28 protein-coding genes are annotated in these 26,404 nt (G+C 71.1%); 13 read left to right on the top strand and 15 right to left on the bottom strand.

Features of this window, described 5'->3' with window-relative positions:
* Window positions 1-191 precede the first annotated feature (191 nt).
* Genes FJ108_09350 through FJ108_09325 form a run of 6 tightly spaced genes read left to right on the top strand, consistent with a single transcriptional unit; the run spans window position 192 to window position 3,123 of the window.
* Window positions 192-1,061 (top strand): thioesterase family protein, encoded by an 870-nt coding sequence (locus FJ108_09350; GenBank protein ID MBM4336106.1) that lies wholly within the window; start codon window positions 192-194, stop codon window positions 1,059-1,061.
* On the top strand, window positions 719-1,594 hold the full coding sequence (locus tag FJ108_09345) for a CDP-alcohol phosphatidyltransferase family protein (protein MBM4336105.1): 876 nt from the start codon (window positions 719-721) through the stop codon (window positions 1,592-1,594). Before FJ108_09350 ends, FJ108_09345 begins: the two co-directional genes overlap by 343 nt.
* Window positions 1,591-1,872: a TMEM165/GDT1 family protein gene (locus FJ108_09340; GenBank protein MBM4336104.1), complete on the top strand. Its 282-nt coding sequence runs from the start codon at window positions 1,591-1,593 to the stop codon at window positions 1,870-1,872. The genes FJ108_09345 and FJ108_09340 overlap by 4 nt, the downstream gene beginning before the upstream one ends.
* On the top strand, window positions 1,872-2,270 hold the full coding sequence (locus tag FJ108_09335; protein MBM4336103.1) for a hypothetical protein: 399 nt from the start codon (window positions 1,872-1,874) through the stop codon (window positions 2,268-2,270). The genes FJ108_09340 and FJ108_09335 overlap by 1 nt, the downstream gene beginning before the upstream one ends.
* Before the next feature lie 25 nt (window positions 2,271-2,295).
* Window positions 2,296-2,640: a DMT family protein gene (locus FJ108_09330; protein MBM4336102.1), complete on the top strand. Its 345-nt coding sequence runs from the start codon at window positions 2,296-2,298 to the stop codon at window positions 2,638-2,640.
* Window positions 2,641-2,694: 54 nt separating this feature from the next.
* Window positions 2,695-3,123 carry an SMI1/KNR4 family protein gene (locus FJ108_09325; GenBank protein MBM4336101.1) on the top strand — a complete coding sequence of 143 codons (429 nt, stop codon included), beginning with the start codon at window positions 2,695-2,697 and terminating at the stop codon, window positions 3,121-3,123.
* On the opposite strand, the gene FJ108_09320 is transcribed toward FJ108_09325, so the two are convergent.
* From FJ108_09320 to FJ108_09310, 3 genes are read right to left on the bottom strand one after another with little or no spacing between them, the layout of a single operon-like run.
* A complete protein-coding gene (locus FJ108_09320) occupies window positions 3,101-4,087 on the bottom strand; it encodes a hypothetical protein (protein ID MBM4336100.1) in 987 nt (328 codons plus the stop codon). The two genes, FJ108_09325 and FJ108_09320, sit on opposite strands and share 23 nt — an antisense overlap.
* On the bottom strand, window positions 4,084-5,001 hold the full coding sequence (locus tag FJ108_09315; protein ID MBM4336099.1) for an NAD-dependent epimerase/dehydratase family protein: 918 nt from the start codon (window positions 4,999-5,001) through the stop codon (window positions 4,084-4,086). Before FJ108_09315 ends, FJ108_09320 begins: the two co-directional genes overlap by 4 nt.
* Before the next feature lies 1 nt (window position 5,002).
* Window positions 5,003-6,076 (bottom strand): DSD1 family PLP-dependent enzyme, encoded by a 1,074-nt coding sequence (locus FJ108_09310; GenBank protein MBM4336098.1) that lies wholly within the window; start codon window positions 6,074-6,076, stop codon window positions 5,003-5,005.
* A 22-nt stretch (window positions 6,077-6,098) separates the two neighbouring features.
* On the opposite strand from FJ108_09310, the gene FJ108_09305 reads away from it, so the two are divergent.
* On the top strand, window positions 6,099-7,658 hold the full coding sequence (locus FJ108_09305) for an alpha/beta fold hydrolase (protein ID MBM4336097.1): 1,560 nt from the start codon (window positions 6,099-6,101) through the stop codon (window positions 7,656-7,658).
* 8 nt (window positions 7,659-7,666) lie between these two features.
* On the opposite strand, the gene FJ108_09300 is transcribed toward FJ108_09305, so the two are convergent.
* The 3 genes from FJ108_09300 to FJ108_09290 are packed head-to-tail and all read right to left on the bottom strand — an operon-like array spanning window position 7,667 to window position 11,177.
* Complete coding sequence (locus FJ108_09300) at window positions 7,667-8,833, bottom strand: hypothetical protein (protein ID MBM4336096.1); 1,167 nt, start codon at window positions 8,831-8,833, stop codon at window positions 7,667-7,669.
* Window positions 8,830-10,032, bottom strand: a complete 1,203-nt coding sequence (locus FJ108_09295) for a long-chain fatty acid--CoA ligase (GenBank protein MBM4336095.1) — start codon at window positions 10,030-10,032, stop codon at window positions 8,830-8,832. The genes FJ108_09300 and FJ108_09295 overlap by 4 nt, the downstream gene beginning before the upstream one ends.
* A complete protein-coding gene (locus FJ108_09290; protein MBM4336094.1) occupies window positions 9,915-11,177 on the bottom strand; it encodes an aspartate aminotransferase family protein in 1,263 nt (420 codons plus the stop codon). Before FJ108_09290 ends, FJ108_09295 begins: the two co-directional genes overlap by 118 nt.
* Window positions 11,178-11,220: 43 nt before the next feature.
* On the opposite strand from FJ108_09290, the gene FJ108_09285 reads away from it, so the two are divergent.
* Window positions 11,221-11,751, top strand: a complete 531-nt coding sequence (locus FJ108_09285; protein ID MBM4336093.1) for a hypothetical protein — start codon at window positions 11,221-11,223, stop codon at window positions 11,749-11,751.
* 425 nt (window positions 11,752-12,176) lie between these two features.
* Here the strand turns inward: FJ108_09285 and FJ108_09280 are convergent, their stop codons facing one another.
* Together FJ108_09280 and FJ108_09275 are read right to left on the bottom strand one after the other, a co-directional pair.
* Window positions 12,177-12,908 (bottom strand): uracil-DNA glycosylase, encoded by a 732-nt coding sequence (locus tag FJ108_09280; protein ID MBM4336092.1) that lies wholly within the window; start codon window positions 12,906-12,908, stop codon window positions 12,177-12,179.
* Window positions 12,909-12,942: 34 nt separating this feature from the next.
* Entirely contained in the window at window positions 12,943-13,149 is a 207-nt protein-coding gene (locus FJ108_09275) for a hypothetical protein (protein ID MBM4336091.1), read from the bottom strand.
* Between the two features lie 355 nt (window positions 13,150-13,504).
* On the opposite strand from FJ108_09275, the gene FJ108_09270 reads away from it, so the two are divergent.
* From FJ108_09270 to FJ108_09260, 3 genes are all read left to right on the top strand, one after another.
* Window positions 13,505-15,133, top strand: a complete 1,629-nt coding sequence (locus FJ108_09270; protein ID MBM4336090.1) for an FAD-binding oxidoreductase — start codon at window positions 13,505-13,507, stop codon at window positions 15,131-15,133.
* Window positions 15,134-15,489: 356 nt separating this feature from the next.
* A complete protein-coding gene (locus FJ108_09265; protein MBM4336089.1) occupies window positions 15,490-15,651 on the top strand; it encodes a DUF1931 domain-containing protein in 162 nt (53 codons plus the stop codon).
* 93 nt (window positions 15,652-15,744) lie between these two features.
* Window positions 15,745-16,728 (top strand): NADPH:quinone oxidoreductase family protein, encoded by a 984-nt coding sequence (locus FJ108_09260; GenBank protein ID MBM4336088.1) that lies wholly within the window; start codon window positions 15,745-15,747, stop codon window positions 16,726-16,728.
* Here FJ108_09260 and FJ108_09255 read toward each other — a convergent pair.
* A complete protein-coding gene (locus FJ108_09255; GenBank protein ID MBM4336087.1) occupies window positions 16,706-17,575 on the bottom strand; it encodes an RluA family pseudouridine synthase in 870 nt (289 codons plus the stop codon). The genes FJ108_09260 and FJ108_09255 overlap by 23 nt on opposite strands.
* Here FJ108_09255 and FJ108_09250 point away from each other — a divergent pair.
* Window positions 17,394-18,515, top strand: a complete 1,122-nt coding sequence (locus FJ108_09250) for a ChbG/HpnK family deacetylase (GenBank protein ID MBM4336086.1) — start codon at window positions 17,394-17,396, stop codon at window positions 18,513-18,515. The two genes, FJ108_09255 and FJ108_09250, sit on opposite strands and share 182 nt — an antisense overlap.
* Here FJ108_09250 and FJ108_09245 read toward each other — a convergent pair.
* Together FJ108_09245 and FJ108_09240 are read right to left on the bottom strand one after the other, a co-directional pair.
* Window positions 18,496-19,470 carry a hypothetical protein gene (locus FJ108_09245; protein MBM4336085.1) on the bottom strand — a complete coding sequence of 325 codons (975 nt, stop codon included), beginning with the start codon at window positions 19,468-19,470 and terminating at the stop codon, window positions 18,496-18,498. The genes FJ108_09250 and FJ108_09245 overlap by 20 nt on opposite strands.
* A gap of 8 nt (window positions 19,471-19,478) precedes the next feature.
* Entirely contained in the window at window positions 19,479-20,288 is an 810-nt protein-coding gene (locus FJ108_09240; GenBank protein MBM4336084.1) for an NUDIX hydrolase, read from the bottom strand.
* On the opposite strand from FJ108_09240, the gene FJ108_09235 reads away from it, so the two are divergent.
* Complete coding sequence (locus FJ108_09235; protein ID MBM4336083.1) at window positions 20,287-20,904, top strand: hypothetical protein; 618 nt, start codon at window positions 20,287-20,289, stop codon at window positions 20,902-20,904. The genes FJ108_09240 and FJ108_09235 overlap by 2 nt on opposite strands.
* 78 nt (window positions 20,905-20,982) lie before the next feature.
* Here FJ108_09235 and FJ108_09230 read toward each other — a convergent pair whose 3' ends face one another.
* The 4 genes from FJ108_09230 to glmS all read right to left on the bottom strand — a co-directional run bounded on the left by FJ108_09230 (window position 20,983) and on the right by glmS (window position 26,391).
* Window positions 20,983-21,696, bottom strand: a complete 714-nt coding sequence (locus FJ108_09230) for a Stp1/IreP family PP2C-type Ser/Thr phosphatase (GenBank protein MBM4336082.1) — start codon at window positions 21,694-21,696, stop codon at window positions 20,983-20,985.
* 2 nt (window positions 21,697-21,698) lie between these two features.
* The gene (locus FJ108_09225) at window positions 21,699-22,277 is read right to left on the bottom strand and encodes a GNAT family N-acetyltransferase (GenBank protein MBM4336081.1); all 579 of its coding nucleotides are present in this window, start codon (window positions 22,275-22,277) and stop codon (window positions 21,699-21,701) included.
* Window positions 22,274-24,484, bottom strand: a complete 2,211-nt coding sequence (locus FJ108_09220; GenBank protein MBM4336080.1) for a hypothetical protein — start codon at window positions 24,482-24,484, stop codon at window positions 22,274-22,276. Before FJ108_09220 ends, FJ108_09225 begins: the two co-directional genes overlap by 4 nt.
* Before the next feature lie 68 nt (window positions 24,485-24,552).
* The gene (gene glmS, locus FJ108_09215) at window positions 24,553-26,391 is read right to left on the bottom strand and encodes a glutamine--fructose-6-phosphate transaminase (isomerizing) (protein MBM4336079.1); all 1,839 of its coding nucleotides are present in this window, start codon (window positions 26,389-26,391) and stop codon (window positions 24,553-24,555) included.
* Window positions 26,392-26,404: the final 13 nt, after the last annotated feature.

Raw genomic sequence — 26,404 nt, 5'->3', positions numbered from 1 at the left:
GCTTCGGTTCGCGAATCAGGGGCGCCACTCGCTCCCAGTCCCGATCCGTGAGGTCCACGCACCTCCCCCTTCGAAAGGGGAGACGAGTCTCGCGTCAGCACCCGCTGCCCGAACTCGCGTTGGCTACACCGTAGCGCAACATCTATTTTGGGACCGCTTCTAGAGTTTTCATCCGCCCATCCTACTGCAGGATGGACCCGGTGCGCGCCAGCACGCCGATCCCGGGTATCCTGCCCGTCCCGATGAGCGAGTCCGTGTTCCGAAGACAAGGAGCGAGCTTCGTGCCGACCGAGGCTGCGGGAAGCCCGTGGTCGCGCGAGACGCTGCACGGCGGCGCGGTCTGCGGGCTGCTCGCGCGAGCGATCGAGACCGCGGCACCCGACGCCTCGTTCTCGCTCGTGCGACTCACCGTCGATCTGTTCCGGCCGATCCCGCGCGCGCCGCTGCGCGTCGAGGTCGTGCCGGCGCGTGCCGGGCGCCGCGTGCACTCCGTCGCGGCTGCCCTGTACGCCGGCGACGTCGAGATCACGCGCGCGTCCGCTCTCCTGGTGCGGCGCGACGAGGCGGCGGAGCCGGGCGCGGAGCTCGGTCCGCCGCCGCCGGGTCCCGAGGCCATCGCGACGACGGGCCTCGTGCCGGGGGGGATGCAGGGCTTCCCGACCGGCTTCCACACGACCGTCGAGTGCCGCTGGGTCTCGCGCGGCGGAAGCGCTCCGCCGTGCGCCTGGCTGAGGCTTCCGATCCCGCTCGTCGCTGGCGAGCCGACGACGCCGCTCCAGCACGCCGCGGCGCTCTCCGACTTCGCCAACGCGCTGGCGAGCTTCTCGCGCCGCGCCCAGGGGCTCGGCGCGGGCTACATCAATGCCGACGTCACGCTCTACCTCTCTCGCACTCCCGCCGCGGGCTGGATCGCGCTTGCGTCGGAGCAGCGCAGCGAGGGGAGCGGCGTCGGGTTCGTCGACGTGGGCCTCCACGACGAGCGTGGCCGTCTCGGTCGCATCGTCCAGGCGTGCCTGCTGCAGGCGCGCGGGATCGGCGCGCCGTCCGCGCCGGACGCGTAGTGGCGAATCTGCTCTCGATCCTGCGCCTCCTGCTCGCCACACCGCTCGCGGTCATGATCGTCGCCGGCGGGTGGAGCTTCGGCGCGATCGCGGCGACGCTCTTCTGTGTGGCGATCGCGACCGACGTCGCCGACGGCCGGCTCGCGCGGATGCGCGGCACCGAGAGCGCGCTCGGGCGGGTGCTCGACCACGGCGCGGACTTCGTGTTCGTGAACTCGGGGCTCGCGGCGGCTGCGGCCTCGGGCGCGCTCACCTGGCTGCTGCCCGCGCTCGTGGCGATCGCGTTCGCGCAGTACGTGGTCGATTCTTACTTCCTGCATCGCGCGCGCGAGCTGCGCATGAGCGCGCTCGGGCGCTGGAACGGGATCCTGTACTTCGTTCCGCTCGGCGGCGCGATCCTGCTCGAGCTCGGGCTCGGCTTCGTCGCCGGGCCGACGCGCTGGGTCGCCTGGGTGCTCGTCGCCTCGACACTCGCTTCGATCGCGGATCGCGCGCTCGCCGCGCGCCGCCCCATGAGAAAGGAGCCATCGTGAACCTGAAGCTCTTCGCCACCGTCTTCGCCACGGTCTTCGTCGCCGAACTCGGCGACAAGACCCAGCTCGCGACGCTGCTCTACGCGGCCGAGGCGGAGAATCCGAAGCTCACGGTCTTCGCAGCGTCGGCCGCGGCGCTGGTGCTGACCTCGGCGATCGGCGTGCTCGCAGGCGCGATCGTCTCGCAGTACGTGAGCGGGCGGGTGCTCTCCTACGTCGCTGGCGCGGGCTTCATCGCGATCGGCGTCTGGACGATGATCACCGCCGGAGGTGATTGATGCGCCGTCTCGGAATCGCCCTCGCCGCACTCGCACTGTCGGGCTGCTTCGCCGTCGCCACGTCCTCCGGCCACGGGCCCGCGCCCGCTCCGGGGCCCGGCAAGAGCCACGGCCACGGCCCGCCGCCCCATGCGCCCGCCCATGGCTACCGCGCGAAGACGCCCCACGGAGTCGAGGTCGTGTTCGACACGCAGGTCGGCGTCTACGTCGTGATCAACGTTCCGGGCAGCTACTGGCTCGACGACCGCTACTACCGGAAGGCGCCGAAGGGCTGGCTCTGGAGCGCGAGCTTCGAAGGACCGTGGGAGGTCTGCGTCGAGGCGAACCTGCCCGCGGGTCTTCGCGCCGGCGCAGCGAAGAACGGGAAGAAGAACGGCAAGGGCAACGGCGGTAGATAGCGCGCGCTCCGCTATCGTGGCGGCCATGATCCCGCCGATCGCGCAAGCCACGGGTCTTCTCGTGCTCTCGAACCTGTTCATGACCGTCGCGTGGTACGGGCACCTGCGGCACTTCCCGAGCCAGAGCTGGTTCGTGGCGGCGCTGGTTTCCTGGTCGATCGCGTTCTTCGAGTACATGCTCCAGGTTCCGGCAAACCGCATCGGCTACACCGTGCTCTCGCTGCCCCAGCTGAAGATCCTGCAAGAGGTCATCACGCTCGCGGTGTTCGTGCCGTTCTCGGTCCTCTACATGCACAACGCGATCAAGCTCGATTTCCTCTGGTCGGGCCTGTGCATGGTCGGCGCGGTCTACTTCGCGTTCCGTTCCTGAGGCCCGTATAATGCTGGGGACGGCCCAGCTCCTGATCACGAGGAGGAGAATCGGATGGACGTGCAGAAGCTGCTTCGCAATCCGCGGTTCCGGCTCGAGCAGGGAGGAGCGGCCGAACCAGGGCAGGTGAAGCAGTTTCGCGAAGCCGCCCCGCCGAACCTGCCGCGCACGTATCTGCGCTTCATGGAAGCCTGCAACGGAGCGCGCGGGAAGATCCCCTACGAAACCGGCTTCCTGGAGCTCTGGCCGCTCGAGCGCGCGCTCGAGCGGAACCGCGAGTACGGGCTCGCGCGCAGTCTTCCCGGCTTCTTCGCGTTCGGCAGCGACGGCGCCGACGAGCTCTTCCTCTTCGACCTGCGCAAGGACGACGGCGCGTCCGTCTGCTCGGTCTCGGCGAAGGCTGCCAACGCCGCATCGGTCGCGCCGATCACGAAGAGCTTCTCGGAGTTCCTCGAGGGAATCACGCTGATGGCGGGGGCGTGAGCGCCGCGCCCGAGCCCTCGAAGAGCTCCCGGTAGGCGCGGCGCAGGAAGATCAGCCCGATGCTCGCGTTGAAGAACACGAAGAAGTTGTGCTGCAGGAACGCGAACGTCGTGACCTCGCCCTCGTAGCCCGGGAAGAGCACGACCCAGAGCGAGATCGCGACCGTGCGCATCGGCCCGGGAACCGCCGCGCCGAAGAAGATCACCGGCAGGTAGCCAGCCATCGTGCGCAGCTCGACCGAGATCCCGAACAGGCTCGCCGCGACGGTGTAGACCACGACGGCCGCGATCATCGCCGGTGAGCGCAGCAGCATCACCGCCAGGTACTGCGCGGGCCGCGCCAGCCGGAACGCGCGCAGGATCGAGCGATCGCGAAGCGTCGAGCCCGCTCCCAGCCGCCCGGCGAAGAATGCGCACCAGAGCGCGAAGAAGAGCAGCGCCAGCGCGGCGACGACCGGGATCGCGCGGAAGATCGGCGGCAGTGCGGCGGCGGAGAGCAGCCAGCCGAGCAGCGCCCAGGCGAGCAGGTAGTAGAACTCGCAGAACATGATGAAGAGCATGCTCGAGCCGACCTCGAAGCCAGGGATGCCGTGACGCCGATTCATGTAGACCGCGATCGCGCCCTTGCCGACCTGCTCGTTCACGATCGACAGGATGTAGCTCGACGCGCGGATCGGGAGCACGTCGCGAAGCCGCACCGGCGCGTTGAACCAGGTGATCACGCGCCAGATCACCAGCGTGTCGATGCACAGGAAGAGCAGCGAGTACGGCACCATCAGCGCGAGCCACGGGCCCCAGCGCACCGAGGCCAGAACCCGCGCCATGTAGGTGGCGACGTCGAGATCCGCGCGCGTGGCCGCGCCCTGGATGCGCGTCCACAGGAAGCCGAAGCAGACGATCGTGATCAGCCAGGGCAGCGCCTTCTGCCAGCCTGCGGCGCGCCCGGTCGGGACGGCCTCGCTCACGCGGCGCTCGCGAGCGCGAGGCTCTGCGCCAGCGTCTCGTCGAGCGGCCGCAGCGCGATTCCCAGCGCTTTCGCCGCTGGAACCGGATCGAGCTTCGTGTCGGCGAGCATCACGTCGATCACCTCCGGCGAGAAGCCCGGCCCCAAGAGACGCGTGCGCAGCGCCAGGATCGCGCGCAGGAGCTCGATCGGAACCGGCAGGATGATCGGGTACGTCTTGCGCAGCCGAGCGCCTCGCTTCACGAGCTCGCGCAGCGGCAGCGACTCCGGGCCGACGGCGTCGAGCACGAGGCCGCGCGCGCAGTCGCGGGAGAGCGCGGCGTTCAAGAGCCCGTCGGAGAGGTCCCGCGCGTCGAGCGGCTGCTCCAGGTTCGCGCCCCCGCCGGGCAGGGGGACGATCTTTGCTGCGACCTCGCGGGCCAGCGCGCGATCGCCCGCGCCGTCGCAACCGAGCAAGAGCGGGCAACGCACGATCGTGTAATCGCTGCCGGACTCGCGAACCAGCGCCTCCGCTTCGCCCTTGCTGCGCCAGTAGGGATTCGTCGAGCGCGAGTCCGCGCCGATCGCAGAGACCAGCACGAGCTTGGGCACGCCCGACCCGCGCGCGGCCGAGACCGCGGCACGCGCGGTCTCGACGTTTGCCTCGGTGTAGCTCGTAGAGCGCGACTCGATCAATATCCCCGCCAGGTGGATCAGTCCCAGCGCGCCCGCGCACGCCTCGCGGAGCCCAGGCGCGTCGCGAAAGTCCACGCGAGCCGTGCGCATCCGATCGCGCGGGAGCGCCGGGAGCTCCGCTTCGGCTCGCTCGGAGCGGACGATGGCGACGACCTCCACGTCCGCGCGCGCGACCGCGCGCTGCAGCAGGACGCGTCCGAGCGCGCTGTTCGCACCCGTGACGGCGATTCGCTGCGCCATCCTAGACGAAGCGCCCGCGGCCCACGATCGGCCAGACTTCCGCGACGTCGTCCCCGCGGGCCGCGTAATAGCGGTCGTGCAGATTGATCGTGGTGTCGCCGTGGCTCGGCAGCAGGCGGATGCGGTCGCCGGGCGCGAGCGGAAGGTCCGCGCCCTCGTCGATCAGCAGATGGCCGTGCTCCTCGGAGAGCCCCACCACGCCGAGCGGCAGGTCGGCCCCGCGCGGCATTCCGAAGTCGCTGGAGAGCGACTTCACGCCCGCGTCGGTGATCACGAGCCGGCCGCGGCGCCTCAGCACCGTCGTGTGCAGCGTGAGCGCGGTCTCGAAGTCCGTGCGCACGTCGCGGTAGCGGCCGTCCATGAAGACGTAGCTGCCCGCCTGGATCTCGGTCACGAAGTCGGCGCTTCCGGTCAGCTCGAAGGTCCCCGTCCCGCCGGCGGAGACGATCTCGGGCGCGAGCCCGGCGTCGCGGAGCGCGAGCGCGTGCGCGCGAAGCGTGGCCCCCGCGGTCTCGGCCAGCTCCTTGCGCTTGCCCGCGTCGGGCACGAGCACCGCGTGGCCCTCGTAGCCCATGATCCCGCGATAGCCGGCGCGACTCTTCGCGAGCTTGCGCGCCAGCGCGACCGTCTCCTCGGGAGAGTCGGTGCCGCAGCGGTGCATGCCGATGTCGGCCTCGATCAGGACGCCGACGCGCGCCCTCGAGCCCGCGAGCGCGGCGTCGAGCGCATCGACCTGCGCCTCGCTGTCGACCGCGACGATCAGCTCGGGCAGCGTCGGCGCGAGCGCGACGAGCCGCGAGAGCTTCGCGGCTCCGACGAGCTGGTTCGCGATCAGCACCGACGTGCGCACCCCCGCGCCGGCGAGCGCCTCGGCCTCACCGAGCTTGGCGCAGGTCACGCCGATCGCGCCCGCCGCGAGCTGGCGCTCGACGACCGGGGCGCACTTCGGGGTCTTGAAGTGCGGTCGCAGCTTCGCGGGGCGCGACGCGAAGAAGCGCGCCATCGTGGAGATGTTCCGCTCCATGCGATCGAGGTCGATCACGAGTGCCGGCGTGTCGATCTCGTTCACCCGCATTTGCGCATGCTAGCATGGCCGCGTGATCGCGAAGTTGGTCTACACACTCGCGGGTCTGCTGCTCGCGGTGTCGCTGGTCGGCCTGCGGCGAGCTTCGAACGACATCGCGCGCAGCTCGCTCGAGCTTCCCGGCGGCGTTCCCGCGGTCGTCTGGGAGCCGGCGGCGCCGCTGCCGTTCGGCCAGGTGCCCGACTTCGATCCGCCCGCGCCGGTGGTCGTGCTCTGTCACGGCTTCGCCGGCAACACGGCGATGACGAGCGCGCTCGCGCGCCGGATCGCGAAGGCGGGCTACGCGGTGATCGCGATCGATTTCCGCGGCCACGGCGAGAATCGAAACCCCCTCGGACCCACCGCGGATGGCATCGGTCTGCGCCAGGACATCGACGCCGCGCTGCTCTACGCGCGCACGCAGCCGCGCTTCGATGGCCAGCGCGTGGCGCTCGCCGGCCACTCGATGGGCGCGTTCGCGGTGCTCGCGCACGCGCAGCGCGATCCGGGCATCGCCGCCGTCGTGGCGATCTCGGGCGGGCGCGACGTCGCCGGCCCGTTCGCGCCCCCGAACGCGCTCTTCATCTGGGCCGCCGCGGATCCATCCGGCATGCGCAAGCGCGGGGCCGAGCTGGGCGCGAAGCTCGCGGGCAAGGAGCAGCTGGTCGAGGACCGGACCTACGGCGAGCTCGAGCACGGCACGGGCGTGCGGATCAGCGAGGTGCCGGGAACCGATCACATCACCATCCTCTACTCCGCGGAGGCCGCGCGGAGGATCGTCGACTGGCTCGCGCTCGCGCTCGGTCCCGGTCACGGTCGGCCGGAAACTCCCGGAGCCGATCCGCGTTTCCGCTGGTCGGGCCTCGGACTGCTGGCCGCGCTGGTGTTGGTCTTCGGCGCGCCGCGCGCGCTGGCGGGCCTTGCGCCGCGCATCGGTCTGCCGCGGCTCGAGCGTCCGCCAAGCCACCTCGCGCTCGTCGCGCTCGCGCTCGCGAGCGCCGTGCTTCTGCTCGCCGGCGTCGATGCCAGCACCATGCGCGGCGCGTTCGGGTTCATTCCACTCGCGGCCGGCCGCGACCTGTTCGGCTTCTTCGGGCTCGCGGGCGCGCTTCTGCTCGCGCTCGGCGCAGCCAGCGGCGCGGTCCGCGCCGAAGGCCTCGGCGACCCTCGCACCTGGCTCGTCGGCGGTCTCCTTTTCGCGCTCGTCTACCTCGTGGTCGGAACGCTCCAAGCTCCGTTCTGGAACGTCTTTCCGGCGCCGCATCGCCTAAGCTGGTGCGCCGGGGCGACGCTCCTGCTCCTGCCCTTCTTCGGTGCGAGCGAGTGGCTTCTGCGCGGCTCGGGTCGAACGGGTCTCTGGCTGCCGGCGCTCGGCAAGACGCTGACACTTCTCGCTGTCGCCGGAGGCGCGCTCTCGGGGCTGCTGCCGTTCGTGATCCTGCTCGGCATCGTGCCGATCACGCTCTTCTTCGTCTTCTTCGAGCTCGTCGCACTTCGGCTCGCGCGCAACATGCCCAACCCGTGGCTCGTGGCGCTGTTCCAGGCCGCCTTCACGGCCTTCGCCTTCGCCAGCATCTTTCCGCGCGACGCCTGAGGCTCGGCCTAGCTCTCCAGGTCGAGCCAGCGGACGAGTGGCCGGAGCGGACCCTGGCCGTCGTGATTCCAGTCGAGCGGCGGGAGCTGCATCCGGCCGAGCGGGCAGAGCCGCGACGCTCCGGCGGCGACCGCGAGTGCCGCGAGTCGCGACAGATTCGCGCCCCAGCCGGCGTGGCCGACGCACGAGAGATGCGGCGCGAGCGGCGCGATGAAACGCGAAGCTGCGTCGGCGTCGGCGACCGGGATCACCGACACGAAGCGCAGCGTTCCCGCGGGCGGGCGAGCCTCCGAGCTCTCGAGCACGACGGTCCAGCTCGAGGCGCCCGCGGCGAGCTCGAGCCGCGTGCCGTCGCGCACCGCAGCGCGCGCGCGCAGCTCCAGCAGCTCGGCGAACTCCGAGGTCTCGAGCCTTCCGCGCGGAAGCCGGTCTTCGAGCTCCTCGAGCGCGCTCGCGAGCGCGTGCGCGACCTCGGCCGCACGCCCGCGCGGGGAATCGCAGACCAGTGCCCAGGCGGGCGAGAGACAGCCGCGTCCGTCCCAGAGTGCGACGTCGAGCGCGAGGCTGCGCGCGGCGGTCGCCGGATCGACGTCGGCGCCTATCACCGCGAGCGAGAGCTTGTGGCCGTAGCCGAGAAAAGGCCGTGCAGGCGGAACGCGCGAACGGATCGACGCGATCGTCTCGTCGCCGCCCTGGGCCACGACGGCGTCGGCCTCGTCGAGCGCCTTCGGATCCGAGCCGATGCGCACGGCGGCGGCGACTCCGGGGTCGAGCGCGCGAAGTGACTCCGCGAACAGTCGCGCCGAGACCGGATCGGCGGCCGAAGGTTTGGCGTAGACCGCCGAGCCCGCGAGCAGCGGCAGCGCGATCGCGGAGAACGCCGCGGGCGGGATCGATCCGGCGAGCCATACAGAGGTGACTCGCGGAGCGGAGAAGATTCCGGAGAGCTCGCGCGCGCGAAGTCTTTCGAGCGCGCTCGCCGTCCAGCCTTCGAGAGCGGCCTCGACGCCGAAATCGATCATCTCCGGCGAGAAGACCCCGTGCTCGCGCGCGAGCCGCGAGCGCTGTTCGGAGCCCGGCGCGCGCCAGAGCGCGAAGGCCCCGGCGAGCGCCGCGATCGTCCGCTCGGGATCGAGTGCGAGACGCGCATCGGCGAGCTCGGCGAGATCCCTCATCGCGCCGCGCCCGTCTCGGAGAGCAGCGCGTCCGCGGCGAGCGAGCAGCCGCGCGCCTCGGCGCCGCGAAGCCGCCCGTGCACCCGGAAGCCGCCCTCGACGATCGTCCCGAGATCCGATGTCATGACCGCGAGCACGGAGCCCGTGTTCGCCAGATCGTAGTGCACCAGCACGCCCGGCTCGCCGGGAGCGACGTCCCGAAGTGTCGCCGGGTCGAGCGCGCGCGTGCGCACCCACGGGGGGACGGATTTCACGTCGGTCATCCGGCCCGTGCGCAGGCTCGCCTCGTAGAACTGGCTGGCGAGCTCGCACATTCCGTACTGGTTCACGATCCGCGCGCGCGGCACGCCGAGCCGTGAAGCGATCGCGCCGTGCAGCTCCTCGCGCGTGAGCTCGCGCGAGCGGCCCTTGAACCCGCCCGTCTCCATCACGCGGGTTCCCGCCGGCAGAGCGAGCCTTGCGCCCCGCGATTCGAGGAAATCGAGCAGGTGCACGAACGCGAACGCGGTGCCCGCCAGCAGGATCGGCTCCCGCAGCCGCGCGAGCTCACTCGAAAGCGCGTCGAGATCCAGGCCGGCCGCGCCGATCCAGAAGCGGCTCTCCGGCGTGCCCAGCTCGCGCATGGCGCGTTCGAACATGTACGACAGGGAGGAGTCACCGACCCCGTCCGCGGCAGGCGCGAGGACCGCGAAGCGGATCCGTTCGACGTCGGGACAGAGATACGCGCGAAAGGTCGCGAGCAGCGAGGCGTCGTAGAGCGCGAGCGTGTCCAGGTGCAGGGCGCCGCGCGCCTCGGTCGTGCTCCCGCTGGTGCGAAACACGCGAAGCGTGGCCTCGGGTGGGAAGATCGCGAGTCGCGCCTCCTTGAACGCACCCGTCGGGACCACGGGAATGTCGCGCCAGCCGCCGACGACTCCGCTGTCCGCCCCGAATGCAGCACAGAGCCGACGGTAGGCCGGGCCTCGCTGGAACTGCAAGCGGAAAAGCGCGACGGCGAGCGAATCGAAGCGCGCCTCGTCGGCGGGCGCGTCGACGCCCTCCGCGATCCAGGTGAGAATCGCCCGCTCGAGCCCGGCGCGCGTCACGCGAGCTGCTCCGCCAGCGCCTCGGTCGCCGCCTGGAGCAGGGGCTCCGCGATCGTCAGCGGCGGCGTGAGCGCGAGCGCGCGCCCGTCCGGTCCCTCGCCGAGCGTGATCCAGCCCGACTGGAGCAGCCTCGACACCGCCCCGCGCGCGGCTCCCGGGTCGTCGAGCTCCACCGCGAGGAGCAGGCCGAGTCCCCGCACCTCGCGAACTCGTGAATGGCTCGCCAGCCGGGAACGAAGCTCGATCAGCCAGCGCGCGCCTAGTGTCTCGGCCCGCGAAAGGAGCGAGTCACGCTCGAGAACACGCAGCACCGTGAGTCCCGCCGCGCAGGCCAGAGGATTTCCCAGGTGGGTGCTGGTGTGCAGCGCCTCGCCGCGCGATGCGGGCCAGCGCTGCATCACCTCGGGTCTTCCCGCGCAGGCCGAGAGCGGAAGACCGCCGCCGAGCGCCTTTCCCAGCGCGACCACGTCCGGCACGACGCCCTCGTGCTCGCAGGCGAGCCAGCGTCCGGTGCGTCCCATTCCGGTGTAGACCTCGTCGGCGATCAACAGGGCCCCGCGCTCGTCCGCAATCTCTCGCAGCGCCGCGACGAAGCCGCGCGGCGGGAAACGCAGACCCCCGCGCCCCTGGATCGGCTCGAACAGGATCGCACCGGCGTCGATCTCGATCGCCGCCCTGCGCGCTGCGTCCGCGTCGCCGAAGGGAACGAAGCTCGTCCGGCCGGCGAGCCGGCCTCGAAACGGAGCTCGGAAGTCCTCGCGGTGGGTCGCGTCGAGCGCGCCCAGACCGAGCCCGTGGTAGGCGCCTTCGAAGGCCACGACTCCCGGCTTGCCGGTCGCGATCAGCGCGGTCTTCAGCGCGGACTCGACCGCATCGGAGCCCGAGCCGGACAGGATCACACCCCCGAGCCCGCCCGGCAGAACGCGAGTCAGCGCCTCGAGAAGCTCCAGCTTTCGGACGGCCGGGTACACGTCGCCCATCGCGTGCTGCAGCTCCCCGGCCTGAGCGGCCAACGCAGCCGCGAGCTCCGGGTGCGCATAGCCGAGCACCGCGGCTCCGAAGCCCGCGATCAGGTCGACGTAGCGATTGCCATCGGCATCGAGCACGTTTGCACCCGCGCCGCGGCTCCAGAAGATCGGCTCCGGCTGGGAGAGAAAGGTGACTTCCGGATTCTCGACGCGCGCGAGCCGTCGCGCGAGCGCGCGCGAACGAGGCCCTGGCACCGTCGTAGCGATCTCTGGCAGATCCTGTCCGGTCACTCGCGGATGCTAGCCCTACGCTGATCCACGGTACAGAGCTCGCATCGGTGGTATAAGTCGAACCGAGGAGGGAATCGACGTGGTACGAGGCGGGCTCTGGCTCCGCTCCTGCGTCTACGTCGTGCTCGTCGTTGCGCTCTCGAACCTGCTTCTGATCGAGGTCGTCGACCGCACACTGCTCGAGCCGATCCGGAAATCGATCGCCTGGCTCGCCGGACTCGTGCTCTCGCTGGTGAGCGAGAACGTGCACGTGATCGGGCAGCGCGTCATGCTCGGCTCGAGCGCGGTCGACATCGTGAACTCGTGCACCGGGATCGACGTCGGCATCTTCCTCGCGTCGGCAATGCTGGTCTTCCCCGCGCCCTGGCGCGACCGAGCCCGGGGCATCGCGGCCGGCTTCGCGATCATCTTCGCCGTGAACTTCCTGCGCGTGCTCATGCTCTGCTGGCTCAATGCCGGCTCGCCGCAGCTCTTCGAGCTGGTCCACGTCTACGTCTGGCCGGCCTTCATCACCGCGGTCTGTCTGGCGACGCTGCTCGTCTGGATCCAGCGCGTGCCGGCGCCCGATGCCTAGATTCGCGCTGCGCCTGCTCGCCCGCTTCGCCGTGATCTACGGGCTGGCGGTCTGGCTCTGCGCGAGCGTTCCCGTCTACGCTTGGATCGAAGCCGGTGCTACGCGGGTCGCGGCGGCGGCCCTGCGCGGCGGAGCAATGCAGTCGCGAGCGCTCTCCCTCGAGCCACGCGACGAATCCTACGCCTACGTCTACGACCTGCGCGTGGGCGCGGTCTCGAAGCGGATCGAGCGCCCGTACCACAAGCACGCTTTCGTCTTCGTCATGTTCCTTGCGCTCGTGCTCGCGACGCCGAGGCTTCGCGCGCGCGAGCGGCTCGTGGCCCTGCTGGCTGGTGGGGGGCTCGTCTTCCTGCTCGGCGTCGCGATGCTGATGAGCGACGTCGAGCGCTGGGAGCACGAGGTGCTCGCGGCCGCAGGGCTCGCGCTCACCCGTCCTTTTCCCGTCTCGCTCGAGCTCGTCGAGGGGCTGCACCGGACGGCGGCGGCGGGGCTCCTGCCGGTGATCCTGTGGACGTTCTTCGCGGTCTGGCGAATCGGACCGCGCGGTCGAACGCCGCCCGCCACATCGCCGCCGTGAGCACGCCCGTGTTCGTGTTCTGCCGCGACGGGTGGTAGCTCGAGACGAGCGTCGGTCGGTCCGAGAGCTGCGCGACTGCGCCGTGGGCGAAGGGATGGCGCGCGAGCGGCCGCTCGCGGAACGCGCGCAGCACGGCAACGTGCGCGATCCGGCCGAGCGCGAGCACCACGCGAAGCCCCGAAAGCGCGGCGAGCTCCCGCTCGAGCCAGGGGCGGCAGCGCTCCTGCTCCGCCGAGCTCGGCCGGTTTCCCGGCGGCACGCACTTCACCGCGTTCAGGATGTACACACCTTCGAGCCGCTCGCCGTCCCAGAGCCCGCGGCGCGAAAGCTCGCCGTAGAGCCACTCGCCCGAGGCGTCCATGAAGAACGGCCTGCCCGAGCGATTCGCGCCGTGAAGCCCGGGCGCGAGGCCGACGATCGCGAGCCATGCGCCGCGGTCGCCGAAGCCGGGAACGGGCCGATTCCAGTAGTCGGGATGACGCGTGCGCAGAACGGCCAGGAACCCGGCCAGGCGCGGGCATTCCGAGCAGGCGGGGATCTCGCGCTCCAGGCGCTCGAGCGGGCTGTCTCCGGCGCGCATCGCGCGCGCAAGCTACGCGCACGCGCCGTGGCGCTCAAGTCGCTCCTGCGCCGAGCCGATCCCGACGGAATGCGATGGATGGGTCCCGCGCTCGTCGTTCTCGCGCTGGTCTTCTCGACCGGCGGCGTCGCTCTGGTCGGAAACGCGGATCCGGGCTCCACCGGGGGAGCCGCGCAGAGCCAGTGCCCGGCGCCGGTCGTGATCCGACGCCCGGCCGCGGGGCCGGCCGTGGTTCGGACACCGGTCGACAACAAGTCGATCGTCCTCAACACCAACGGCTACAACTACCCGCTCGACGGGGAGTGGCACCCGGACCCGTCGCTTGCGCCGCAGGGAGTTCCCGCAGGCGTGCTCCCCCAGGACCTCGAGACTCCGCCCGCCGCTCCTGCGCCGAAGTAGTCGGCTAGGCCGCACGCGTCGCGCGGAGCGCGCGCAGGAGCAGCAGCTGACCGACGATCGCGGCGGCGATGCAGAGCCGAAGCGACCCGAATCCCGCGATCCGCGCTAGCCCCGCGACGCCGAGCGGTGTCAGGACCGTCCACAGCGCGAGTCGCTGCACCTCGCGTCTGCGCTGACCGCCCCGACGGCGCGCGGCGATCCCGACGCCCAGGGCCAGCGAGACGTGGACCAGCGCCGCCAGTGCCGCCGCTCTCGGATCGGGCGCTGCCACGGCCAGGCCCGCGAGCGCGAGCAGGAATCCGATCCGCCCGCCGCGCCGCGCGCCGAGCACGCGCCGGCAGGCGACCGCCTCGCCACGCGCGGTGCCGACCACCAGCCGCGGGATCTCGTGCCGCTCCACGAAGACGCGCCGCGGCGGACGCGCCGGTGGCTCGCCTCTGCCAGGCTCGATCGGCACGTCCAGTGACTTCATCTTTCGCGCCGGCATTGTAGCCCCTACGCTGGATGCCGATCCGTCTGGAACGACGCGAACGTCTCTGCGGAGGCAGGCAGTGGAACGGGTCGGCGTACTGATCGCGGGCGGCGGAATCATCGGATCGGCGATCGCCTGCGCGCTCGTCGAGCGCGGCGTGAACGACGTCTGCGTGGTCGATCTCGACCTGGCCGGAATGTACGCATCCTCGGAGCTGAACGCCGGGGGCGTGCGTGCGACCTGGTGGTGCGAGCCCAACGTCGCCTCCTGTCGCGACACGATCGCGTTCTTCGAGGCGCACGCGGACGAAGTCTCGCTGCGCCAGCGCGGCTACCTGTGGCTGTACGACGACGCCGCAAAGTTCGCACGCGCCCGCGAGCGAAGAGCCTTCCAGGAGAGGCTCGGCGTGCGCGTGGACCTGCTCGATCCGGCCGAGATCGCGCGGCGCTTTCCGCTCCTCGACCGGAACCTCGACCAGATCGCCGGCGCGACCTTCTCGCCCCGCGACGGCCTGGTCAACCCGAACGCGGTCCGGCGACTCTACCGCGAGCGCGCGTGCGCCGGTGGCGCCCGCTTCCTGAACCGGCACTACGTCGAGGGCGTCGAGGTCGGTGAGGCCGAGCCGGGCCGGCGCCGAGTCGAGCGCGTGCACGTGGTCGAGGTCCAGAAGGGCGCTCCGGCCGACGAGAGCGGGCTGCTGCGCAGGATCCTGACACAGCACCGTGTCGAGCCGGAGGCGAGCCTGGATCACCCGTCGCTTCGGCCGGAGATCTTCGTGAACGCGCTGGGTGCGTGGAGCCCGCTGCTCTCGGCCAGGCTCGGCGTCCGTGACTGGGCGGTGCCGGTGCGGCGCCAGATCGCCATGGTCGACGTGCGCGCGCGCGATCTGCCGCCAGGCGCCGACCTTCACGGCGCGGGAATGATCGTCGACGCGTCCGGACTCTACTTCCATCCCGAGGGGCCCTACACGCTGGCGGGCTTCTCGAGCCCGGCCGAGCCCTCCGGCTACGAGTTCCGCTACGACGGCGAGGCGTTCTTCGAAGCCGAGCTCTGGCCGAGGCTCGCCCACCGCGCCTCCGCGTTCGAACGCTGCCGCCACGTGCGCGGCTGGTCCGGGCTCTACTCCGTGACGCCCGACTGCAGCGGCGTGCTCGGCCAGGTGCCCGGCTTCGCGAACGCATTCGAGGCGCACAGCTTCACCGGACGCGGCGTGATGCAGTCCTGGGCCGTCGGGCGCGGCATCGCCGAGCTGATCTGCGACGGACGCTTTGGCGCTCTCGATCTCGCGCCTCTCGCCGGCGAGCGCTTCCTCGCCGGGCCCGATGCGTTCGTGAAGGAGGATCTTCACATCTGACGCTGCGGAGCTACGATCCGCGGCTCGTCGGGAGATCGGAAATGCCGAGCACGGAGTCGGGCGTCTGGGGGTTCCTGAAGACGCGCAAGAAGTTCTGGCTGCTTCCCCTGATCGTCGTGTTCCTGTTCTTCGCCATGCTCGTGATCGCGAGCCTGGGATCCGAAGGCAACTTCGTCTACACGCTGCAGTAGACGGTTACCCTTGCATTCGAAGGGCCGCGTGCTATTTGCGCCCTGTGCCGAATGATCGGCCCAGACACGAAATTGCGCTCGCGCACGATCGGCGGTCGCGAAGACGAGGAGCTCGAAATGGCAGCGAAGAAGAAGGCGGCGGCCGCGAAGAAGGGCGGCGACTCGATGATCATCTCGAAGTCGCGCGTGAAGGCCGCGGCGAAGAAGTGCAACGTCGGAAGCGAGTTCTACGGCGCTCTCGAGGCTCACGTGCGGTCGGTGATCGCGCAGGCCGAAGCCCGCGCCGGAGCGAACGGTCGCAAGACGCTGCGCCCGCAGGACGTCTGATCGCGGTCTCGGACCCGATCCAACGCGCCGGCCGGTTCGACCCGGCCGGCGTTCTCGTTTAAGCGCAGCCGCGCGAATTCCCCGGAGGAGCCGATGCGAGCCGTCGTCGTCGATCGCTGGATGGAGCCCAAGGACCTCGTGGTGCGCGAGGTTCCCGATCCGTCGCCGCGCAGGGGCGAGGTCGTGATCGAGGTCGAGGCCGCCGGCTGCAACTTCTTCGACATCCTGCTCGTGCAGGGCAAGTACCAGATGAAGCCGGCCTTTCCGTTCACGCCGGGAGCGGAGGTGGCCGGGGTCGTGCGAGAGCTCGGCGCGGACGTGCGCGGCGTCTCGATCGGGGATCGGGTCTTCGCCGGTCTGGCTCTCGGCGCCTTCGCCGAGCGAGTCGCGCTCCCCGCCGCGTCGCTGCACGCGATGCCCGACGCGATGAGTTTCCCCGAGGCCGCGGCGTTTCCCGTCGTCTATCCGACCTCCTACGCCGGGCTGGTCGATCGCGCGAACCTGCGCGCGGGCGAGACCCTGCTCGTGCACGCGGCCGCCGGTGGGGTCGGCGTCGCGGCGGTGCAGATCGGCAAGGCGCTCGGCGCGCGCGTGATCGCGACGGCGGGCGGCGCGGACAAGCTCGAGGTCGCAAGGCGAGCGGGCGCGGATCTCGCGATCGACTACTCGAGCGGCGACTGGGTCGAGGCGGTGAAGCAGGCCACGGGCGGCAAGGGCGCCGACGTGATCTACGACCCGGTCGGCGGCGAGATCTTCGAGGGGTCGCTGAAGTGCATCGCCTGGAACGGGCGCCTGCTCGTGATCGGCTTCGCCAGCGGCAAGATCCCCGAGGTGAAGGCCAACCGCATCCTGCTCAAGAACATCGCCGTCGTCGGCCTGCACTGGGGGGCGTACGCGATCCACCAGCCGGCGCGGATTGCGGAGGTCTTCGCGGGGCTCGCGAAGCTGTACGAGACCGGCCTGGTCAAGCCGATCATCTTCGGCCGTTACTCGCTCGACGAAGTGCCCAAGGCCCTCGAGGCGCTCGGCTCCCGGGGCAGCTACGGAAAAGTGATCATCGCCCCTCGAGGGTCTTGAGCTCCGCTGGAAGCCCCGCCTCCGCCGCGAAGTCGTCCCAGGCGATCGAGGCCGCGTGCAGCCAGTACCGGTCCAGCACGAGCGACGATCCGTAGAGCCGATCGCCGACGACCGGATGGCCGACCTCGGCCAGGCTCGCGCGGATCTGGTGGCGGACGCCGGTGCGCATCGCGATCTCGACCAGGCTCGTCTCCGGCCCCGTCTCGAGCGCGCGGACGTGCGACGACGCGAGCCGCCCGCCGCTCTCGACCACGCGCACGTGCGCGCCGCGGCTCTCGAGCCGCAGCTCGATCTCGCGCTCGCCGGCGAACGCCCCGTGCACCCGGGCGACGTAGCGCTTCGCGACGCGCTTCTCGGCGAAGGCCGAGCGTGCCGCGCGCCAGGCTCGCTCGTCGATCGCGAAGACGAGCACGCCCGATGTGCCCGGATCCAGCCGGTGGACCACGCCTGAGCGCAGGCCGCCTTCGCCCACGCCGACCAGCTCCGGGTGCAGCGCGACCAGCGCGTTCAGCGCGGTCTCGGTCTCGTCCGGCTCGAGCGGGTGCACCGGCCAGCCTGCGGGCTTGTCGATCGCGATCAGGCCAGAGGCCTCGCGCAGCACCCGCACGGCCATCCCCGGATTCGCGATCGGCCCGGTTTCGGGGCCGGCGAACGGCAGCACGTCGATGCGATCGCCCGCGCGCAGGATCGCTCCCTTCGCGGCGGGTCGGCCGCCGAGCAGGATGCGCTCGGACGCGAGCAGCTTTCGAACCCAGCCGCGCGAGAGCCCCAGCCTCCGCGCCACGACGGCGTCGAGGCGACTTCCGGCCTCGGCCGGGTCGACCGATATCGAGCGCTGCGGATCCATTCGAGCGATGGTCTCATCTCCGTCGGCCGCTATGCTGACCGGCCGGAGGAGATCTCGCGTGTCGCTACTCGCAGAGCTCGGCTACGCCCCGGACGAACGCGTGGTGGTCGTGCACGTGGACGACCTGGGCATGTCGAGCGCCGCGAACCTGGGCGGCGTGCGCGCGCTGGAGGGCGCGGCGACCTGCGGCAGCATCATGGTGCCGTGCCCGGCGTTCGGCGAAATGGCGCAGATCGCGCGCGAGCGGCCCGAGCTCGACCTCGGCGTCCACCTGACACTGAACTGTGAATACGACGGCCATCGCTGGGGGCCGGTCCGCAGCGACGTGCCGAGCCTGGTCGCGCCCGACGGCGGAATGTGGCGCACCGTGCGCGAGACCGTCGAGCACGCGCTGGTAGAGGAGGTCGACCGGGAGCTGCGCGCGCAGATCCACCGCGCGCTCGACGCCGGCATCGACGTCACCCACATCGACGCGCACATGGGCGCGGTCTTCGACCTGAAATTCGTCGACGTCTACTTCCGACTCGCGCACGAGTTCCGGCTGCCCGCCTTCATCCCGCGGCTCGCGCGCCGCGAGGCGCGGGTCCTGAACCTGGGCGGGCGCCTGGCCGAGTTCGAGCGGCGCATCGCCGCGGCCGAGGCGGCGGGCTTTCCGGTCTTCGACCACTTCGAGGCCGACTCGCTCTCGTTCACGCCGGGCACCGGTCTGGCCCACAACACCGCACGCATCGACCGGCTCGGGCCGGGGCTCGCGTATCTGATCACGCACTGCGCCGAGGGCGGCCCCGAGCTCGAATCGATCACGCGCGACTGGCGCCAGCGCGACGAGGAGCGCCGCATCTACAGCGACGGCTCGATGGCGCGCGAGCTCGAGCTCCGGGACATCCGGACCAGCGGAATGCGCCCCTTGCGAGAGAACCTCAGCTCGAAGCTTGGCTGACCCGCACGCCGCGCTTCTCGAGCGCGAGCAGCGCCACCGCCGGGCGCAGCACCTCGCGTGGCGTCGACAGACCTGCGGGGACGCGGCCGTCGAGGATGTGGACGCCGAGCGCGCCGACCAGCGCCGCAGCCGGGATCAGCACGTTCGGCGCGAAGAGCTCGATCGCGACGGTCGCCTTCGCGCCAGGCTCTGGATCGGAGCTCGCGATCGCCGCGAGCGCGAACCCGGGCTCGGCCTGCCGCGAGACGAGCCGGCCGAGCGAGCGCCCGAGCACGCCCCGCGGCGGTTCCAGGTAGCTGAGCGTCTCGACGCAGTGACTCTCGCAGAAGCCGTCGAGGTCGGCGCTGGACGACGGCACGACCGGGCGCATTCCGATCGGCTCCGCGAAGCGCCAGAGCTCGGGGATGCGCCGCCGCAGCGCGCCCGTCCCGGAGTCCTCGCCCAGCGCCACGCTCGCGAGCCGCGAATCGCGGCGCGCGGTCTCCGTTTCGACCCAGGCGCCGGTCGAGGCGATGCGGAGCTGGCGGATCGCCGGCAGCTGGCGGACCAGAAGCTCGGCTGCGATTCCCGGCATTCCCGGCACCGCGCCCGCCGAGAGCACGACCGGAACCTGCGCGCGCCAGGCCTGCTCGGCCACGAGCGCGCGGCTTCGCGCCTCGATCCGCAGCGGCGACACGCCGATGAACGGCACCCGCAGCTCGAGCGCGACCTGAAGCGCGACGATCTGGTCACCGCCGCAGCAGGCCACCAGCAGCCCCGCGCCCTCGACGACGCGCGCGAGCGTGCGCGCATCGAGCGCGTTGGCGTAGACGCCCCGGGCGCGCTCGCCGAAGGAGAGCGCGAGCGACTCCGCGCGCTGCAGGCTGCGCCCCGCTACGACGAGCGGCGCACGGCTCAGGCTTGCGAGCTCCTGCACGCAGAGCCGTCCGAGCTGGCCGTAGCCTCCGAGTATCACTACGGAGTTCAGGCGGCTGGACCTCCGACGAGCTCCTCCGTCGTCGGATAGCCCGCGTCCTCTCGAATCACCAGGCGTCGCCGGCCGTCGCGCTCGACCATGGCCGGCAGGATCGGAACGATCGGTCGCCGGCGCGACGCCTCGAGCGCCGCCTCGGCCGTCGCGAATCCCGACAGCGTCTCCAGATTCGCCCAGGTCGGGATGATCATCTGTCGGCGGCCGGCGCGGAACTCCGCGAGCGCCTGCTTGGGCGCGAGCCAGGCGTGGTCGGTGAGCTCGACTCCGTCGTGCGCGGCCGCCTGGCCGGGGGGCGTGCGCGTCGCGAAGAAGATCGTGTCGAAGCGCCGCGGCGAGTCCTCGGGCGTGATCCAGTGCGCGTGGACCGAGAGCAGGTCGGCCGCGAGCATCAGGTCCTCGGCCAGCACCAGCTCGCGGAAGGACGCGTCGCCCTTCTGGACGTCGAGCCGGTGGCGCGAGAGTTTGGCCGCGCTCGAGGCGTCCAGAAGCTCCGAGCTTCCGCGCCGACGCGCGAGCAGGATTCCCGACTCCTCGTAGGTCTCGCGGATACCGGCCACGAAGTACCCGAGTGCCTGCTCGCCGGGAACCGTCGCGAGCCGGCGGCTCGCCTGGGCGCGCGAGAGGCCGAAGATGCGGTCGACCAGGTCGTGGTCGGCGTCCTCGACGCGCCCGCCGGGGAAGACGTAGGCGTCGGGCAGGAACTCGCTTCGCGAGTGGCGCGCGAGCAGCAGCACTTCCGGGCCGGAGCGGGCGTCGCGGAGCAGGATCACGGTGGCCGCGGGCACGGCGGTGACGGGCATGGCGTCGAAGATACGCGATGGAGCCCGGCTTTGCTCGCGGGCGCCCGCGGGCGATAGGATCGCGCGCGTGTCGTTCCAGGACGTTGCGGGGCGCCGTGTGCTCGAGCTGCGCTCGGCGCGTGAGGTGGACGAGCGGATCGACGCGATCGCCGGCTCGCTGGCCCGCGAGCTCGCCGGTCGGACGCCGCTCGTCGTGGTGATCGCCGAAGGCGCGCGGCGCTTCGCCGCTCGCCTTGCGATCGGGCTCGAGGCGCGCGGCGTCGCGTCGGAGCGGATCGAGGTTCGCGCCCGGCGAAGCCACGGCACGGAGCTGCGCGCGGTCGAGATCGAAGGCTGCGACCCGGGCGTGTTCCGCGACCGCGACGTGGTGATCACCGACGACATCGCCGACGAGGGCCGAACGATCGAGGCGGTCGCCGCCCTGGTGCGCTCGGGCTCGCCGCGCTCCCTGCGCGTCGCCGTGCTCGTCTGCAAGCCGTCGCGCCTGCGCGCCGACATCGCGCTCGACCACGTCGGCTTCGAGGTCGCGGGCGGCTGGATCGTCGGCTACGGCATGGACCTCGACGGCGCCCTGCGCGAGCTCGACTTCCTGGGCGTCCTCGAGGGCACCGACTGACTCGCAAGCGAAGCGCGCAGCGAGGCGAAGCCGAGCGAAGTGCGGGTGGCGCGGCTTCGCCGCGCCGGGCCCGTCGGCCTATGGCTCGACGAGAAGCACCGTCACGTTGTCGAACCCGCCGCGAGCGTTCGCGCGCGCGACCAGCGCATGTGCGGCCTCGTCGATGTCGGGGAGCTTCGCGAGTGACTCGATCTCGTCCTCGGGCAGAAGATCGTGCAGGCCGTCGCTGCAGAGCAGCAGCCGTCCGCCCGCCGGAACCTTCGCGTAGAGGATCTGCGGCTCGAGCAGCCCGAGCGTGCCGACCGCCATCGTGAGCACGTGCTTGTCGGCGTGGGTGCGCGCCGCTTCGCGAGTGAGAACTCCGTGCTCGACCATCTGCGCGACCAGCGTGTGGTCGACGGTGAGCTGCGCGAGTCCCTTGCGCGAGATCAGATACACCCGCGAATCGCCGACGTTGGCGATCACGGCGGCGCGCTTGCGCAGGCAGACCGCGGAGAGCGTGGTGCCCATTCCGTGCGTTCCGCGCTCCGAGGCCTCGCGGACCACCGCGGCATTCGCGTCGTGCACGGCCTGTAGCAGCAGCTCGGCCTCGTCGCGCACCCGGGCCGGCCGAGATCGCGCGCGCATCGAAGCGAGGGTCGTGTCGACGGCGATGCGGCTCGCGACCTCGCCGGCCGCGTGCCCGCCCATTCCGTCGGCGACGATGAACAGACCGAGCTCGAGGTCGGCGACCGCGGAGTCCTCGTTGTTGGTCCGCTCCATTCCGGTGTCGGAGACCAGCGCGCAGCGCACGACTAGGCCTCGGTCCGCGCGCCGTCGAGCCGGTCGCTCTCGAGCAGGCTGTACTGCAAGTGGTCGACGAAATTGCTGCCGATCAGCTCGGCGTCGCGCGCCAGACCCTCGCAGGTGAACCCGAGCTTCTCGACCACGCGCTGGCTCGGCTTGTTCGCGGGTGCGACGAGCGCCTCGATCCGGTGCAGCAGGAGCGCGTCGAACGCGTGCCCGAGCAGGGCCTCGCCGGCCTCCACCGCCAGGCCCTGTCCGAATCGGCTCCTGCGCACCCAGTAGCCCATTCCCGCGCAGTGGCGCAGCCAGTCGACGCGATGCAGGCTCGCGATGCCCAGGATCGCGCCGCTCGACGGGGCCTCGAGCACGAACTCGAAGGCGGTGCGCCGCGCCCAGGCGATTCGCGAGGCGCGGAGATAGCGGCGCGTCTCGGCCCGCGAGTGACCGGGGCGCGCCCAGGGCAGATAGGGCACGAGCTGGTCGAGCGTTTCCTCGATCGCCTCCTGGAGCGGCGCGGCGTCGGAGCGGCGCGGTGGCCGCAGCCGCAGCCGGCGCGTCAGCAGCTCCGTTGGCGCGAGCTCGATCACTCCAGGATCCGAAGCTGCGCGTACTTCAGCTTGATCATCTTCGCGCCCGCGCGCTCGAACTGGATCGTGAGCTTGGCGGACTCGCCGGCGCCGGCCACCTCGGAGATGCGCCCGAGGCCGAAGATCGGGTGCTCGACGCGCATGCCCTCGCGGATCACCGGGAGATCGTCGGCCGCCCACTGCGCGTCGCTGAAATCCACGCGCGGGCCCGGCTCGAAGGTCGGCTCCGACGGTCGCGTCGCGCGCCTGCGCCGTCCCGCGAGGAGCTCCTCGGGGATCTCGGCGAGGAAGCGGCTCGGAGCGTTGTAGCGCACCGAGCCGTGCATGCGGCGCATGCTCGCGTTGGAGAGCGTGAGGCGCTCCATCGCGCGCGTCATCGCCACGTAGCAGAGCCGTCGCTCCTCTTCGATCGAGGACGGATCATCGAGCGAGGCGAAGTGCGGAAAGATGCCCTCCTCGAGCCCGACGACGAAGACGTGCTTGAACTCGAGCCCCTTCGCGACGTGCACCGTCATCATCGGCACGCGGTCGCTCGACGTGTCGGCGCGATCCGCGTCGGACAGCAGAGTCACCTGCTCGAGGAACAGATCGACCAGATCCCGCGGCGCGTCGTCCGGCGGGGGCGTGTCGCGATTCTGGCGCTCGAACTCCTCGACCGCGGCGAGCAGCTCCTTCAGGTTCTCGAGCCGCGCCTCGGCCTCGATCGTGTTCTCGGCCTCGAGCGCGCGCAGGTAGCCGGTGCGTTCGAGCACGGTCGCGAGTGGCTGCGCGATCGCATCCCCCGAGAGCAGCTTTGCGAAGCCGTTCATCTGCTCCACGAACTCGGCGATCCGCTTCGCGGCCGTATTCGGAAGCGCCCCGAGCCCGCGCGAGAGCGCGTCCCAGAGCGTGGTGTCGGCCTGCTCGGCGGCGAGCAGCACGCGCTCGAGCGTGGTGCGGCCGATCCCGCGCGCGGGCGTGTTCACGATCCGCAGCAGGCTCTCGGCGTCGGCCGGGTTGCGCAGCGCGCGCAGGTAGGCGAGGGCGTCCTTGACCTCGGCGCGGTCGTAGAAGCGCGTCCCGCCCACGACCACGTAGGGCAGGTTGTACTTGAGCAGCTCCTCTTCGAGCGGCCGGGACTGCGCGTGCGTCCGGTAGAAGATCGCGGTGTCGCCGAGACGCACGCCCTGTTCGCGCAGCTTCAGCAGCTCTCCGACGACGTAGGCGGCCTCGCCGCGCTCGTCCGAGGCCTCGTAGAAGCGAACCGGCTCGCCTCCGTCGCGCTCGGTGTACAGGCGTTTGCCCTTGCGCTCGACGTTGTTCGCCACCACGGCGCTCGCGGCGGAGAGGATCGGCTGCGTCGAGCGGTAGTTGCGCTCCAGCCGCACGACCTTCGCGCCCGGAAAGTCCTTCTCGAAATCCAGGATGTTGCGGATGTCCGCCTCGCGGAAGCGGTAGATCGACTGGTCCTCGTCTCCGACCACGCAGAGATTGTGATGCGAGGCGGTGAGCAGGCGCAGCAGCCGGTACTGGATCGGGTTGGTGTCCTGGTACTCGTCCACCAGCACGAACTTCCAGCGCCGCTGGTAGCTCGCGAGCACCTCGGGATGGTGCTCGAAGAGCCGCGCGGTCGACAGGATCAGATCACCGAAGTCGAGCGCATTCGCGCGCCGCAGCTCCTTCTGGTAGCGCTGGTAGACGTCGCGCATGCGTCTGGCTTCGAGAGAGTCGTCGTGCGCGAGGTCGGCCGGAAGCAGTCCGCGGTTCTTCATGCGGTCGATCGAGCTGCGGATCCCGCGCGGCGGCCAGGCCTTCTCGTCGGCGCCGATCGCCTTCAGCACGCGCTTCACGAGCGCGAGCGAATCGTCCTGATCGTAGATCGCGAAGTTCGGCTCGTAGCCGAGCTGGGAGCCGTCGCGGCGCAGGATCCGCACGCAGGTCGAGTGGAAGGTCGAGACCCAGACGCCGCGCTGGCCGCCGGCTTCGCCGCCGATCAGGCGTTCGACGCGCTCGCGCATCTCGCGCGCCGCCTTGTTGGTGAAGGTGACGGCCAGGATCTCCCAGGGACGCGCGGCGCCGCTCTCGATCAGATGGGCGATGCGGTGCGTGAGCATCCGCGTCTTGCCGCTGCCGGCGCCGGCGAGCACGAGCAGCGGGCCACTCGTGTGCTGCACGGCCTCGCGCTGCTCCGGGTTCAGCCCGGCGACGATCTGCTCCAGCCTCGACATCCTCGCGCGAGAGTGGCCGATGGGTTCGAGCGAAGCAAGCGACGCGGATTCGCCGCGCCGGGCCGGGCTCATTCCACCGTCACGCTCTTGGCGAGATTTCGCGGCTGGTCCACGTCGGTGCCCTTCAAGGTCGCCACGTGGTAGGCGAGCATCTGCAGCGGAATCGTGGCGATCACCGCCGAAAGCGGCTCGAACGAGGTCTCGGGCACGCGGATCACCTCGTTCGCGAAGCTCTCGGCCTCGCTGTTTCCGGCCTCGACGATCGCGATCACGATTCCGCCGCGAGCGCGCGCCTCTTCGGCGTTCGAGATCAGCTTGCCGTACACCGAGCGCTGGTTCGCGACGATCACGACCGGAACGTTCTCGTCGATCAGCGCGATCGGCCCGTGCTTCATCTCGCCCGAGGCGTAGCCCTCGGCGTGGATGTACGAGATCTCCTTCAGCTTCAGCGCGCCCTCGAGCGCGACCGGGAAGCCGTAGCCGCGGCCGAGGAACAGGAAGTCGCGCGCGTGCATGTGACGGCGCGCGATGCCCTCGACGTGCGACCAGAGCCCGAGCGTCTCCTCGACCAGCCGCGGCAGCCGGCGCAGCTCCTGCGCCGCCTGGCGCACCTGCTCGTGCGACAGCGCGCCGCGCAGCAGCGCGAGCCGCAGCGCGATCAGCGACAGCGCCACGACCTGCGTCGTGAAGCACTTCGTCGACGCGACGCCGATCTCGGGGCCGGCGTGCGTGTACAGCACGTGGTCGGCGGTGCGCGCGATCGTGCTCTCGTGCACGTTGCAGACCGCGAGCGACTTCGCGCCGCGGCGCATCGCCTCGCGCAGCGCGGCGATCGTGTCGGCGGTCTCGCCCGACTGCGAGACGGGGATCACCAGGTGCCGGTCCGAGACGATCGGCTCGCGGTAGCGGTACTCGCTCGCCAGATCCACGTCGCACGGGATGCGCGCGAACCGCTCGATCATCGCGCGTCCGATCATCGCGGCGTGCCAGGCCGTGCCGCACGCGACCAGCTGGATTCCGGCGAGCCCGCGTACCCAGGTCTCGTCCAGCGCGATCCCGTTCAGATCGATGTCGCCTTCGTCCTCGCGCACCCGCGTGCCGATCGTCTCGCTGATCGCGCGCGGCTGCTCGAAGATCTCCTTCTGCATGAAACGGTCGTAGCCGCCCTTCTCGGCCTGGACCGGATCCCATTGGATCAGCTTCCGCGGTCGCTCGACGGGCGCCCCTTCGAAGCTCGTGATCGCGACACCGTCGCGAGTCACGACCGCGAGCTCCGCGTCCTGCAGGATCTGCATCTGGCGCGTGTAGGGCAGGATCGTGGCGATGTCGGAGGCGACGAAGTTCTCTCCGACGCCGATCCCGACCACGATCGGGTTGCCGCCGTTCTTCGCGATCACGATCTGGTCCGGAACGGTCTCGTCGACGACCGCGATCGCGTAGGAGCCCTCGAGCCGGCGCAGCGCGGCGCGCACCGAATCGACCAGCGACTTCCCGATCTTGCGCTCCGCGTACACGAGGTGCGAGATGATCTCCGTGTCGGTCTCGGACTTGAAGACCGATCCGCTCGCGGCCAGCTCGTCGCGAAGCGAGCGGAAGTTCTCGACGATGCCGTTTCCGATCACCGCGACGGTCCCGGCCAGGTGCGGGTGCGCGTTGCGCTCGCTCGGCTTGCCGTGCGTGGCCCAGCGCGTATGGCCGATGCCGAGCGAGCCCGCGAGCGGCACGTCGCGGAGCGCGCTCTCCAGGTTCACGAGCTTGCCCTGCGCCCGGATCACCCGGAGCTTGGCGCCCTCGAGGATCGCGACGCCGGCCGAGTCGTAGCCGCGGTATTCCAGGCGCCGCAGCCCGTCGATGATCACGTCCTGCGCGCGGTCACTGTGCCCGACGTAGCCGACGATTCCGCACATCCGATGCTCCCCT

The sequence above is a fragment of the Deltaproteobacteria bacterium genome, from assembly GCA_016875225.1.
In the GTDB taxonomy this organism is placed as follows: Bacteria; Myxococcota_A; UBA9160; order SZUA-336; family SZUA-336; genus VGRW01.
Note: the sequence above shows the minus strand (reverse complement) of the source record. Positions and strands in the feature narration are given on the sequence as shown.

Coding starts and splice junctions, on each gene's coding strand:
- FJ108_09330 (MBM4336102.1), top strand. CDS start 2,296: ATGATCCCGCCGATCGCGCAAGCCACGGGTCTTCTCGTGCTCTCGAAC.
- FJ108_09265 (MBM4336089.1), top strand. CDS start 15,490: ATGATCATCTCGAAGTCGCGCGTGAAGGCCGCGGCGAAGAAGTGCAAC.
- FJ108_09260 (MBM4336088.1), top strand. CDS start 15,745: ATGCGAGCCGTCGTCGTCGATCGCTGGATGGAGCCCAAGGACCTCGTG.
- FJ108_09335 (MBM4336103.1), top strand. CDS start 1,872: ATGCGCCGTCTCGGAATCGCCCTCGCCGCACTCGCACTGTCGGGCTGC.
- FJ108_09350 (MBM4336106.1), top strand. CDS start 192: ATGGACCCGGTGCGCGCCAGCACGCCGATCCCGGGTATCCTGCCCGTC.
- glmS (MBM4336079.1), bottom strand. CDS start 26,391: ATGTGCGGAATCGTCGGCTACGTCGGGCACAGTGACCGCGCGCAGGAC.
- FJ108_09300 (MBM4336096.1), bottom strand. CDS start 8,833: ATGAGGGATCTCGCCGAGCTCGCCGATGCGCGTCTCGCACTCGATCCC.
- FJ108_09255 (MBM4336087.1), bottom strand. CDS start 17,575: ATGGATCCGCAGCGCTCGATATCGGTCGACCCGGCCGAGGCCGGAAGT.
- FJ108_09240 (MBM4336084.1), bottom strand. CDS start 20,288: ATGCCCGTCACCGCCGTGCCCGCGGCCACCGTGATCCTGCTCCGCGAC.
- FJ108_09325 (MBM4336101.1), top strand. CDS start 2,695: ATGGACGTGCAGAAGCTGCTTCGCAATCCGCGGTTCCGGCTCGAGCAG.
- FJ108_09310 (MBM4336098.1), bottom strand. CDS start 6,076: ATGCGGGTGAACGAGATCGACACGCCGGCACTCGTGATCGACCTCGAT.
- FJ108_09250 (MBM4336086.1), top strand. CDS start 17,394: ATGCGATCGCCCGCGCGCAGGATCGCTCCCTTCGCGGCGGGTCGGCCG.
- FJ108_09220 (MBM4336080.1), bottom strand. CDS start 24,484: ATGTCGAGGCTGGAGCAGATCGTCGCCGGGCTGAACCCGGAGCAGCGC.
- FJ108_09315 (MBM4336099.1), bottom strand. CDS start 5,001: ATGGCGCAGCGAATCGCCGTCACGGGTGCGAACAGCGCGCTCGGACGC.
- FJ108_09235 (MBM4336083.1), top strand. CDS start 20,287: ATGGCGTCGAAGATACGCGATGGAGCCCGGCTTTGCTCGCGGGCGCCC.
- FJ108_09280 (MBM4336092.1), bottom strand. CDS start 12,908: ATGCGCGCCGGAGACAGCCCGCTCGAGCGCCTGGAGCGCGAGATCCCC.